Consider the following 12518-nt stretch of genomic DNA (forward strand, 5'->3'; position numbering starts at 1 on the left):
TGCGCAGGAGGGCCTGACGGCGCTGCGCTCGGGCCAGGTCTTCGACGTGGTGCTGACCGATATCGAAATGCCCGACATGAACGGCTTCGAATTCGCCGAGACCATCCGGGCCGATGCCAATCTCAGCGCGATGCCGATCATCGCGCTGTCGGCGGTGGTGTCGCCGGCGGCGATCGAGCGCGGCCGGCAGGCCGGCTTCCACGATTACGTCGCCAAGTTCGACCGTCCCGGCCTGATCGCGGCGCTGAAGGAACAGACCGCCGAGATCGCCAGGGCGGCATGAACAAGTTCAGCCCGGGTATGAGGGAACAGGCCATGACCACTCGAAACGACTTAGCCGAAGGCGCGGTGTCCGAATACGTCACCGCGGTGATCGGCGGCCAGCTGTTCGGCCTGCCGATCTCGCGGGTCCAGGACGTGTTCATGCCGCAGCGGCTGACCCGGGTGCCGCTGTCCTCCGGCGAGATCGCCGGCGTGCTCAATCTGCGCGGCCGCATCGTCACCGTGGTCGACATGCGCGCCCGTCTCGGCATGCCCAAAAACGCCGACGGCAAGCCGCCGATGGCGGTCGGGGTCGATCTGCGCGGCGAGTCCTACGGCCTCTTGATCGATCAGATCGGCGAGGTGCTCAAGCTCGCCGACGACGGCAGAGAGGAAAACCCCGTCAACCTCGATCCGCGCATGGCCAAGCTCGCCGGCGGCGTGCATCGCCTCGACGGCCAGCTCATGGTCGTCCTCGACGTCGATCGCGTCCTCGAAATCGTACCTGACCTGCTGGCGGCATGACGCCAGGGCCATGCGCGGTAAACCTTGAGTTGCTATGGAAACGTCCCTTTCGGGATCTGAAGAAACAGAGGCTGAAATGAGAACATGTCTGGTGGTCGACGACTCAAGCGTGATCCGAAAGGTCGCAAGGCGCATCCTGGAAGGCCTGAATTTCCAGATCGTCGAAGCCGAGGACGGCGAGAAGGCGCTTGACGTCTGCAGGCGCGGCCTGCCCGACGCCATCCTGCTCGACTGGAACATGCCCGTCATGGACGGCTACGAGTTCCTCGGCAATCTGCGCCGCATGCCCGGCGGCGACCAGCCCAAGGTGGTGTTCTGCACCACCGAAAACGGGATCGACCATATCGCGCGGGCGATCAACGCCGGCGCCGACGAATACATCATGAAGCCGTTCGACAAGGACATCGTCGCGGCCAAGTTCCGGGAAGTCGGTTTGCTCAGTTTAGCCGAGCCGGCCTAGTCCGGTTCGGCCCTATCGTCAGTCTTGCATTCGGAGGCCGCCCGTGACCCCGCCCGACTATGAATACCTGCGCAAGCTTCTCCGCGACCATTCCGGTCTCGACCTGTCCGCCGACAAGCAGTACCTGATCGAAAGCCGGCTGCTGCCGCTGGCGCGAAAATCCGGCCTGCCCGGTATCAGCGAACTCGTGCAAAAAATGAAAGGCGGATCCAGTTCGATCATCAGCCAGGTGGTCGAGGCGATGACCACCAACGAGACCTTCTTTTTTCGCGACAAGGTTCCGTTCGATCACTTCCGCGCTTCGATCATGCCCGAGATCCTGCAGGCGCGCGCCAGCCGCAAGAGTATCCGGATCTGGTGTGCCGCCGGTTCCACGGGGCAGGAACCGTATTCCCTGGCGATGTGCTTGAAGGAAATGAGTGCCGCAATCGCGGGCTTTCGGATCGAGATCCTTGCGACCGACCTTTCGCAGGAGGTGATCGAGAAGTCGAAGGCTGGAATCTACAGTCAATTCGAGGTCCAGCGCGGCCTGCCGATTCAATTCCTGGTCAAATACTTCAAGCAGACCGGAGAGGTCTGGCAGATCAATCCCGACATCCGCGCCATGATTCAGCACCGGCAACTCAACTTGCTGCACGATTTCTCCCAGCTCGGGGTGTTCGACGTGATCTTCTGCCGCAACGTTCTGATCTACTTTGATCAGGACACCAAAATCAACATTTTCAACCGCCTCGCCAAGGCGACCGAACCGGACGGCTTTCTCGTGCTCGGCGCCGCGGAAACCGTGGTCGGGTTGACCGAAGCCTTCAAGCCGTATCCGGAACGTCGCGGGCTTTACCGGCCTAACGGTGCGCGCGCGACCTCGATCAAGACGCCAACCACCGGCGCGGCTGCGCCGAGGGTCGCTGCAATGGGAGGACGCTGAGATGACGGAGCATGCACGAGGGCCGGAACGGGTGACGTTCAGCCGAGGATACGGTGTCTGCATCATGGGCATCGATGGTACGTGGCGTCGGGATTGCGTGCTCAACGCCATATCGGACACAGACGCCAAACTCAGCGTGGAGGGATCGATTCAGGGCCTCAATCTCAAGGAGTTCTTTCTGCTGCTGTCCTCGACCGGCCTCGCCTATCGCCGCTGCGAATTAGTCCGGGTCAACGGTATCGAAATAGAGGTCGAGTTTCAAAAAGGAAAGGACAAGAAAAAAGCGCGTGCCGCTTCAGGCAGCGACTCCATGGTCGGCGCGTGAATGCATTGCGGCGGATGCCGAGCCAACGGCGCGGTATCCGTTGTTTTACGCAGCTTTAAATTAATCATGAAGTAGCGCGGCATCGCTAGGCTCGCAGCACAGTGGGAGTTGATTGAGCTCGTCAATGTTCGGCGGTCGGCCACTGTTATGAGCCAGCCCGGAGTCTTCGATGGCCGCACCGTCCTTCAGGTTTCGCGACATCACGATTCGAACGAAGATCGCGGCCGCTCTCGGCATTCTCGCGCTGATCATATGCGCCAGCGGCTGGTTCGCGATCGATCGGCTGATGCACGTCCGCGAAACCACCGTGGATATCAATTCCAACTGGCTGCCGAGCGTCCGCACCATCGGCGATGTCCGTTACAATATGGCGCGTCACCGCGCCATCATCAGCCGTCATGTCATGGTGTCGGAGCCGGCCGAGAAGGCAAATATCGAGGTCCGGGTCCATCTTGCCGAGAAGAATGTCGAGGATGCGCGCAAGCTCTATGAGCGGATGATCACGTCCGCGGAGGAACGCGCGGCCTATGACGCGTTCGTGCCGTCATGGCAGGCCTATCTCACCGCCTGCGCCAGGATGCTGGCGATCTCGGACACCTTGAACAACGCCGAGGCGATGAAATTCTTCGTCGGCGAGGTATCGGTGATGGGTCTGAAGGCGGAATCGACCATCGAGAAGATCGTCGAGATCAATCTGAAGGGCGCCAGTTCGGCCGAGCAGGCCGGCGATGCGCTGTATTCGACCTCGCGCGACATTCTGCTCGCCTCGGCCGCGCTTGCGGTTCTGTTCGCATTGGCGGCCGGCTATTTTCTGACCGCCGGCGTGGCGCGGCCGGTGACGGCCATGACCGAAGCCATGAAGCGGCTGGCCGGTGGAGATCTCGATGTGGCGGTACCGGCGGCGGGCCAGCGCGACGAAATTGGCCACATGGCCGACGCGGTGCTGGTGTTCAAGCAGCAGGGCATCGAGAATCGTCAGCAGGCCGAGCGCGAAAAACTGGCTGAGCAGCAAGCGATCGAACTTCGCCGGCAGGCCATCCTCGGAATGGCCGCCGAGGTCGAACGCGAAACCACAGGCGCGATCGAGGCGATAGCGGTCACCGCCCGCGATGTCGATCAAACGACTCAGGAAATGTCGCAATTCGCCTCGACGGTGGCCGGCGATACGCAGTCCGCGGCCGCGGCTTCGGGGCTGGCGCTGACGAATTCGCAGGCGGTCGCCGCCGCGGCTGAGCAGCTCTCCAATTCGATTCACGAAATAGCGGCCCAGATCGCGCGGACCGCGCAAATTACGCAGCGCGCCGTGGCCAGTGGGGAAAGCGCCGCGGTCACAGTGCGATCGCTGAACGATGCGGTCAGCCGGATTTCCGATGTCACCAAGCTGATCGGTGAAATCGCCAGCCAGACCAACCTGCTCGCGCTCAACGCCACCATCGAGGCGGCGCGCGCCGGTGAGGCCGGCAGGGGCTTTGCCGTCGTCGCCGCGGAAGTGAAGAATCTCGCCAGCCAGACGGCGCGTTCGACCGAGGATATCAATCGCCAGATCGCGGAAATCCAGTCCGTCACCGCGGCCGCCGTCGGCGCCATGACCGAGGTCGGTGACCGGGTGCGAGAAATTGACGGCGCGGCGATTGCGATCGCCGCCGCGATCGAGCAGCAGGGCGCGGCCACCAGCGAAATCGCGAGGAATATAGCTCAGACAGCGTCGGCGGCGCGCGAGGTTTCGGAACGCGTGCAGAATGTCAGCGTCGGCGCCGGCCGCGTCAGCGGCCGGGCCAGTGTTGTTCGCTCCTCCATCGCTGAGGTCTCGACCAATATCAGCGGACTGCGGGAGATCCTGGTCCGTGTGGTCCGGACGTCGACGGCCGATGCCAATCGCCGCATGTCGGCTCGCCATCAGATTTCGCTGCGTGGCGATATTCTCGACAGCGTGGGAAAACGGCATGAGGGCGAATTGCTGGATATCTCCGAGAGCGGCGCCCGCGTCCGCTGCAGTCCCGAGATGCCGCGCGGCGAAACCGGCACGCTCCGGGTGCAGGGTTTTGAGACGGCGTTGCCTTTCGTCGTGCGCGGCAAGGATGACGACAGCCTGCGAGTGGAATTCGAATTGCCGGAGCCGTTATCCGCTTCGTATCGGCAATGGATGAACGACCGCGTCAAATCCGACCTGGCCCGCGCGTCCTAGTCAATAGCCGCCATCGCGCCTTCATGCGCGGAGGCGATCAGGCAAATCCAGGCCAAGGAGCTGATCGTCGGATTGGACCGAAGCTCCGTCGCCTGCCGCATCCACCAGCAGTGCCCTGCTTTGCTGCACTATTATGCCTCCGGCGCTACTTGTGCGTTAGGTCCCGGTCCCGTACAAATGCGGCAGCTTACGAATCCGCGCCGGTGCAAGGTGGCCCGGCAAGCATGCGTCATTTTTCAGCTTCTGTGGACGATGGAACATGACCGAGAAACCAGTCTCCCGCGGCGAGATTTTCGTGGTTGACGACGATGCCGCCATCCGTGAAACCCTCTCGATGGTACTTACGGCGGGAGGCTACCAGGTGATCTGCTTCGCCGATGGCGCCGCATTGCTGGCGGTCGCGCGCAATCGGACCCCCTCCTGCATCCTGCTCGACGTCCATATTCCCGGCAAGTCGGGTCTCGACATTCTCAAAGAACTGCACGGCGAGGAGTATCCGTCGCCGATCTTCATGATCTCCGGGCAGGGCGATATCGCCATGGCGGTCAGCGCCATCAAGAACGGCGCGCTGGACTTCATTGAAAAGCCGTTCCGCGGCAGCGAAATCGTTGCCCGGCTGGATGAGGCGATCGCGGCATATGCACGCCGGCAGGCAGAGGGTTCCGTGCTGAGAGTTGCCTCGCTTCACTTTCCCGGGCGCGAGCCGCTGACGCGCCGCGAACGCGAGGTTCTGGAGCAATTCGCAGCCGGTGCGTCGAACAAGGAAGCCGGACGCCACCTTGGCATCAGCCCGCGCACCATTGAGGACCATCGCGCCAACATCATGAAAAAACTCGGCGCGAGGAATGCGGCCGATCTGATCCGAATTGTCATGACGGCCGCGCGCGCTTCCTAGTCCAGCCTCTCCGTAGTTCGAATCCTATCGACGTCGCGCTTGAACCTCATCCCGGGGAGCATCGCGCAAGCGATGCGTCTCGAAGCATGGCCAGGGGTCAAGCCCGAGACTGTTCCGGATCATGCCCTGCATCCGGAGCTGCGGGCGCGCCGCTCGATTCGATCGCGCGGCCTCGATCGCCGAGTGCCCTGCGGATCATCAAGGCGAGGTCCGACTTGCGATACGGCTTGGCCAGAAGCAGGACTCCGGCGTCGAGCCGGCCATGATGAATGATCGCGTTTTCGGTATAGCCCGAGGTATACAACACCTTCAATGCGGGCTTTCGGTTTCGGATCGCGTTGGCCAGCTGGCGGCCGTTCATCGCGCCCGGCATGATCACGTCGGTGAAAAGCAGGTCGAATTCGCGGCCTGCATCGATGAGGGCGAGCGCTTCCGCCGCGTTCGCCGCGTCCAGCGTGACGTAGCCCATCGAATGCAGCTGCGTCAGAACGTAGTCTCGCACCAGCCTGTCGTCCTCGACGACGAGAATGATTTCCTTGCCGCCCTGAACGGCCGGCACTGCGGAAGCTTCGGAGGCAGACAGTTCTCCGGTGCCGGGCGGCAGGTACATCTTGATCGTCGTGCCGTGACCCTCCTCGCTATAGATCTTGATGTGCCCTGCGGATTGTTTGACGAAGCCGTAGACCATGCTGAGCCCGAGGCCGGTGCCCTTGCCGGGTCCCTTCGAGGTAAAGAACGGGTCGAAGACCTTGTCGAGCATGGCTGCCGGAATGCCGGTTCCGCTGTCGCTCACGGCAATCAGGGTGAAGCGGCCGGGCCTGACGTCGCCGTGCATGCTGGCGTAATTCTCGTCCAGAAACGCCGTGCCGGTCTCCAGGATCAGCTTGCCGCCCGCGGGCATGGCGTCACGGGCGTTGAGCGAAAGATTCAGGATGGCGGTCGCAAGCTGATTGGGATCGACGGCCGCGAGGCAGGTCTCGTCTTCAAATACGGATTCGATCTCGATCTGCTCGCCGAGCGTGGGCCGCAGCATCCTGACGGTGTCGATGATCAGCGTGTTGACGTCCGTGTCCCGCGGCTGCAGCGGCTGCTTGCGGGCGAATGCAAGCAGGTGCTGGGTCAGCTCGGCGCCGCGTGCCGCGGCATCGTCGATCATCCGGGTGATGGCCGCGAGCTGCGGCTCCTTGGCGACGGCATCGGACAGAATTTCAATGGTCCCGGTGATGACGGTCAGAATGTTGTTGAAGTCATGGGCGATGCCGCCGGTGAGCTGACCGAGCGCTTCCATTTTCTCGGCCTGACGAAGCCGTTCCTCGGCCGCGATCTTGCCGGTGAGATCGCGCAAGAAACCATTGAAAACAAAGCCTTCACGGAGTTTCAGCGCGGTGACGCTCAATTCCGCCCGAAATTCATGGCCGTCGCTGCGGCGCGCCATCAGTTCGCGGCGGCGTCCGAGAATCTGGTCTTGTCCGGACGCCAGAAAGCGTTGCAGCGCCGAGGCGAGATCGTCGTGGTCTGTTCCCGACAGGACCAGGTCGATAAAATTTTTCCCAAGCACCTCCTTGCGCGTCCACCCGAAAATCATTTCCGCCTGCGAGTTCCAGTCCAGGATGCTGCCGTTCTGGTCGGTCTGGACGAAGGCATCGAGCGCGGTATCGATGATGCCGCGCGCTATCCTCTCGCTTTCGCGCAGGGTTTCCTCGGCATGCTGGCTCTCGGTCATGTCGCGGCCGATATAGAAATGCCGCCTGACCGGCTCGGACCATGCCCCCATCCACGACAGTGTCACCGTGCGCCCGTCCTTATGGATGCCGCGCGAATTAAAACTTCGCATGCGTGGCCCACGCCGTTCCGCGCGTGCTTCCTCGCAGGCGCTGTCGAGATCGTCACGGTGGGTGAATTCGACGGCGTTGCGACCGATCATTTCCTCGGGCTTGTATCCCAGGATGGTTTCGGAACTGGGGCTCGCCTGAAGCAGAACGCCCTTGGAGTCTGTGACCAGGATCAGATCCTGCGATGTTTCGAAGATGCGCCGCCGTTCCTCGATCTCCCGGTGGAGGGCCTGTTGAATTCTTCGGCTTTCCGTGATGTCGCGGGCGGTCTTGGAAGCGCCGGTGATGGCCCCCGACGGGCTCCTGATCGGAGATATGCTGAGCGAGACGTCTACCGTGGTGCCATCCTTGCGGCGTCGCACCGTTTCGTGCTGGTCGATCGTCTCGCCCTGGCCGACGCGGCGCAGGATGTCGCGAGCTTCACTCGCCCGATCGGGGGGAACGATGAGATCGATATTTCTGCCGACCGCTTCCGCGGCGGTATACCCGAACAGGCGTTCCGCCGCCGGGTTCCAGCCGGTAATCTCGCCGTCGAGGGATTTCGTGACGATGGCATCGTGGGAGGATTCCACCGCCGCGCTGAACAGGCGCTCGCGCTCCGCATGGCGATCGCGGGCAGCCTCGGTGCGGCGATGTTCCTCAACCTCCCGTTCGAGCGCGGCGGTCTTGGCATTGACCTCCTCCATCACCCGCGCAAAGGCGCGCGCCAGCACGCCGGTCTCGCCGCCGGCATCGACCGGGATTGCGACCGCAGCATCGCGCCCGGATCTTTCGACCGCGGCGGTCAATTGTATGATCGGGCGGGCCAGCGACCGCGCCACCAGCGCGGCCAGCGCGGCGGCGCATGACACCGCGATCAGCCCGACAAGCAAGGACGTGTTCCGGATCACGATCGCCGGCGCCATGGCGATCCTGTTCGGAACGGTTTCGATCACGGCAACCCATTCGCTGCCGGCCAGGACGGCCGGAGCGAACGCCACGCCGCCTGGCCTTCCGAACGCGTCCGTGCCAACCCGTGCGAAGCTTTGGCTCGCTCCGAGCGACGATGCCAGCTCCGGGAAGTCGTTCTGCCAGTCGAACGGTACGCCCAGCAGCGCGCCGAACTCGCGCGACCGATCGGGATGCACGAGATAATCGCCGCGTCCATTGACGAGATATATTGCCCCGCCCTCCCGCATCGACGAACGGACGCGCTCGAACGCTGGCCGCATGTCGATGTTGACGATGAAGATGCCGAATGGTTTGTCGTCGGCTGTGAAGATCGGCGTTGCGATCCGCAGCGTCGGTCTGGGGGGCGGCTCCATCATTATCGTGTCCCCGGTCAGATTGAGCGGAGAGACATAGACTTCGTTCGGCCGCAACTTGATGGTATCGTTGAAATATATCCGGTCGCCTTTGCCCAGCAGTTCCGGCTCGGGGACGATCCGGACGGCGCCGTCCGGGGTCCGGCGGTCGACGCGGACGATTTCGCGTTGACCGTCATCGAGTCCGATGAGGCGGAGCGCCGCATAAACCGGCTTGGCTTCGAGTTCGGCCCGAAGCCGAGCCGCGATTCGTTCCCGCCATGTCTGTTCGGAGACGCCGTCGATGGGATCGATGCCGCCGGCCTGATGCGCGCGGACGAACCCGTTGAACGCCGCCGAGGACCGGAAGCCTGCGACATCGCCGCGCGCGCCGGCGACGTAGGTCGCGACGTCCGCCGCCACCAGCCGCGAATGCGTCTCGATCCGATCGAGCAGGCGCGGCAGGATCACCTGCACCGTGCTGCTGTAGCTCAGCCATCCGACCGCGGCCACCGCGAGCGCGACCAACAAGACCATCGCCAGGGCCAGTCGGGCGGTCAGCGTCATCTTCGCCTTCACGCCGCTTCCGAACCGCTCCGGTGCTGAGCTGGGGAGGACGGGCGTCACCGTCCGGGCGTCATGGGCGGGAGGCAGCTTCGCCGGCTGCGATCGATGACGTCGATGGCTGCCGCGCGGCTTCAAGACATCGCGCCACGGCGGCCAGCAGAGCGGAAGGCTTGAAAGGCTTTTGCAGGCTTGAGACCGCGCCGAGCTTGGTCGCCATCGTGAGGAAATCCGGAGCCGAACCTGCATCCAGGGCGATCGGCCGGCCGGAGATCACGATGATCGGGATCAGCGGCTGCTGCTGATGGATCATTCGCATCGTTTCCAGGCCGTCCATTCCCGGCATGAAGATATCGAGGAACAGCAGATCGAAATCGCCGGTTCCCAGCCTCGCCAGCCCCTCGCGGCCATCGCCGGCGACGACGATGCTGTGGCCGGCCCGCTCCAGCAGCAGCTTGATGGTGGCCTGAACGGCGATATCGTCATCCACGATCAGGATCTTTGCCAAAGCCGGCCTTCCGCGCGCTGGATGTGAGTCAGTGTTGGGTTGTGAAACCGTTGCCGCTCTCGCGCAAGCATTTCTTCGGTGGCGGTGCGCAATGCTGCTGGAAAAAAGTGGACGCCAAAGCGCCCTTATGCACCTTGCGAGGCAGACGACCTCCGACCTTGCCACCCAGCGAATGATTCGCAGCACCGAACCGGGCTTTGCGTCGATCTGAGCCGAGACGCCGTAGTTGTACCGCAATAATATTTCATCCTCGATTAAATTACCCGTGGGAAGCTGGCGATCACTGGCATTGCGTTTCCGAGAAATCGAAATCTTGCGAGCGCGTTACGCTTCCGAAGCCTCTTCACCCAGGATGATCGATGGCAATTTTCAACCTCCATATCCGAGGCCGGCTCTACGGCGGCTTCGGCGCTTTCGTGCTGTATGGACTCTTGCTGGCGGGCTTCGGGGTCTGGCAGCTGGGGGAGATTCGCGCCCAGCTCGAGGATTTGAGCTTGCAATCGCAAAACACGATCCGCGCAAGCGATATCGCATCAGAGCTTCATGCCATTTCCCGCGCCATCCAGCGCTATGCCTTCGACCAGGACGAGCCTTCCTTTGCGGAATCCGACAGCCGGTTGACGAAGCTGACAGGTCTTCTCGATGACGCCGCCAGGACAACGAGATCCGACCAACGGCGTGCAACCTATGCCGAGCTTGCCAAGACGATCGCCGAGATCAAGGTGAAGCGTTCGGCGCTGGGCGATGCGGTCAAGCGGATGCAGGCGGGCCGCGCCTCGCTGTTCAGCGACGGCGACAAGATGGCTGCCGACGTCCGGAAACTCGTCGACGCCGCGAATGATACGCCGCTCGCGCAAGCCGCGAATGCGCTCGAAGCTACCATCCTTTTGGTTCGCGTCGCCAACTGGCGGACGCTGGCTACACGCGATGGCAAGGGAATGGAAACGTTAAAGACCGATCTGGGCAAGGCCCAGCAGCAGATATCAGACCTTGAAGCGGGCGACCTGCCGCAAGGTCTGGCGGCGCTGATCGCGCCGGTCAGGTCCGGCATCGCCAAATACGCCGAGGCATTTGATATCACCGCAACCAGCTTGATGCTTGTGGATGAGCTTCAAGTCAAGGCGATCGCGCCGCTGGCCACGGAGGCGGTTGGGAAAATGGAAACCGCGAAAGTCGCGATCGGGCAGCATTTCGAAGGAGTGAGACGCGAGACTGACGCCCGCATCTCCAGTACCGTTTTGACGCAGGAAATCGTCGCCGGCGCGGCCGCCCTGGTCGGCCTGTTGATTGCGTTCTTGACCGCCCGCGGCATCATCCGCCCGCTCGGCGAACTGGTTGATGACGCCGACCGCCTCTCCGGCGGCGACACGTCAGCCGAATTCAAGACCGCGCAGCGCGCCGACGAAATCGGCCACGTCGCGGGCGCAGTTGCAAAATTCCGCGACAACGTCATCGCCCAGCAGCAGGCCGCCAAAAGCTTCGCCGGCGAGGTCGAGGCGCGCGAGGCGCTTAACCGCGGCATGGAAGACGCGATCGAGGGCTTCCGTAAATCCGCCAACGAAGTGCTTTCGACGGTCGGCGAAAATGCGGGCGTCATGAAACAGACGGCGGGGGCACTTACAGCGATTTCCGGCGAGGCCACCAAACAGGCGGCCTCGGCCGCCTCGGCTGCCGAGCAGACCGCGTCCAACGTCCAGACCGTGGCTGCCGCGGCGGAACAGCTCACCAGCTCGATTCAGGAAATAGGGCGTCAGATCGAGCTGTCGAATTCGACGGTTCGTTCGGCGGGCGCCACCACGGCGCGCTCGGAGAGCGAGATCGAGGGTCTCGCCCAGGCCGCGCAAAGCATCTCTTCCGTGGTGGATTTGATCCAGGCCATTGCCGCGCAGACCAACCTTTTGGCGCTCAACGCCACCATCGAAGCCGCGCGGGCCGGCGAGGCCGGCCGCGGTTTTGCCGTCGTCGCCCAGGAGGTCAAGTCGCTCGCCGAGCAGACCGCCAAGGCCACCCAGGAGATCGCCCAGCATGTCCAGGGGATCCAGACCTCGACCGGCAGCGCGGTAGCTTCTGTCAAGGAAGTCGGCGTCGCCATGCGCCGGATCGACGAGGTCACGACCGCGATTGCCAGCGCCGTCGAGCAGCAGGGCGCGGCAACGCGGGAGATTTCGCAAAACGTGCAGATGGCGGCGTCCGGAACCCACACCCTGGCATCGAGCATCGCAATCGTCAGTGCCTCGATTGGAGAGACCAACCGCTCGGCCGACCAGGTGCTGGATACGGCCAGCAATGTGTCCGGCGCCGCCGAGCGCCTGGCGCGGGAAGTCCAGGAGTTCTTCGTCTCCCTGCGCAGCGGTCCGATGGATCGGCGCGGCGATGCGGATCCGGACTACAGAGGGCAGGACCGCCGAGGCGACAGCATCCGGGACCGCAAAGTCGGCTGATAGGCGCGGTCTCCGATCGCGCCGATGCGATGGCGAACCCGGAACCTCGAGATTCCGGGCTCGCTTCGCGCCCCGGAATGACACCAACCTGGAACGGAAATCACGGCCCAACCAGGCGATATCACCCGCAACAATTAAAGATCGTCTTGATTGCGACGGTCGCTACCGCGCTGTTCAAGCGCGGCTTTCGCGTTCAATGCATTCAGCTGGCTCTTAACCTCTCCCCGCTTGCGGAGAGTCCCCCTCACCCCAACCCTCATACGCGCTAGCTAGCTTAAGAACTCGTGTCCCGGACGCTGGCCGCGTAGACGGTG

At 63.2% G+C, this 12518-nt stretch carries 10 protein-coding genes; 8 read left to right on the forward strand and 2 right to left on the reverse strand.

Translation table 11 applies throughout. The features are described from left to right. The 7 genes from ABSG20_RS17240 to ABSG20_RS17270 all read left to right on the forward strand — a co-directional run. The coding region (locus ABSG20_RS17240; protein ID WP_423865721.1) for a response regulator at nucleotides 1-283 on the forward strand (283 nt) is incomplete at its 5' end. 32 nt (nucleotides 284-315) lie between these two features. Beyond that, the gene (locus ABSG20_RS17245; RefSeq protein ID WP_423865722.1) at nucleotides 316-786 is read left to right on the forward strand and encodes a chemotaxis protein CheW; all 471 of its coding nucleotides are present in this window, start codon (nucleotides 316-318) and stop codon (nucleotides 784-786) included. 76 nt (nucleotides 787-862) lie between these two features. Continuing rightward, nucleotides 863-1246 carry a response regulator gene (locus ABSG20_RS17250; RefSeq protein ID WP_423865723.1) on the forward strand — a complete coding sequence of 128 codons (384 nt, stop codon included), beginning with the start codon at nucleotides 863-865 and terminating at the stop codon, nucleotides 1244-1246. Nucleotides 1247-1289: 43 nt separating this feature from the next. Beyond that, entirely contained in the window at nucleotides 1290-2171 is an 882-nt protein-coding gene (locus ABSG20_RS17255; RefSeq protein ID WP_423865724.1) for a CheR family methyltransferase, read from the forward strand. A gap of 1 nt (nucleotide 2172) precedes the next feature. Next, nucleotides 2173-2496: a PilZ domain-containing protein gene (locus ABSG20_RS17260; protein ID WP_423865725.1), complete on the forward strand. Its 324-nt coding sequence runs from the start codon at nucleotides 2173-2175 to the stop codon at nucleotides 2494-2496. A gap of 169 nt (nucleotides 2497-2665) precedes the next feature. Continuing rightward, complete coding sequence (locus ABSG20_RS17265) at nucleotides 2666-4681, forward strand: methyl-accepting chemotaxis protein (RefSeq protein ID WP_423865726.1); 2016 nt, start codon at nucleotides 2666-2668, stop codon at nucleotides 4679-4681. Between the two features lie 259 nt (nucleotides 4682-4940). Further along, nucleotides 4941-5576, forward strand: a complete 636-nt coding sequence (locus ABSG20_RS17270) for a response regulator transcription factor (protein ID WP_423865727.1) — start codon at nucleotides 4941-4943, stop codon at nucleotides 5574-5576. A gap of 97 nt (nucleotides 5577-5673) precedes the next feature. Here the strand turns inward: ABSG20_RS17270 and ABSG20_RS17275 are convergent, their stop codons facing one another. After that, a complete protein-coding gene (locus ABSG20_RS17275) occupies nucleotides 5674-9258 on the reverse strand; it encodes a PAS domain S-box protein (protein ID WP_423865730.1) in 3585 nt (1194 codons plus the stop codon). A gap of 70 nt (nucleotides 9259-9328) precedes the next feature. Then, the gene (locus ABSG20_RS17280) at nucleotides 9329-9763 is read right to left on the reverse strand and encodes a response regulator (protein ID WP_423865728.1); all 435 of its coding nucleotides are present in this window, start codon (nucleotides 9761-9763) and stop codon (nucleotides 9329-9331) included. A gap of 359 nt (nucleotides 9764-10122) precedes the next feature. Here ABSG20_RS17280 and ABSG20_RS17285 point away from each other — a divergent pair, with 359 nt between their 5' ends. Then, the gene (locus ABSG20_RS17285) at nucleotides 10123-12204 is read left to right on the forward strand and encodes a methyl-accepting chemotaxis protein (protein ID WP_423865729.1); all 2082 of its coding nucleotides are present in this window, start codon (nucleotides 10123-10125) and stop codon (nucleotides 12202-12204) included. Nucleotides 12205-12518 lie beyond the last annotated feature (314 nt).

Origin of the sequence: Bradyrhizobium sp., assembly GCF_049512235.1 — a bacterium.
Taxonomy (GTDB): Bacteria; Pseudomonadota; Alphaproteobacteria; order Rhizobiales; family Xanthobacteraceae; genus Bradyrhizobium.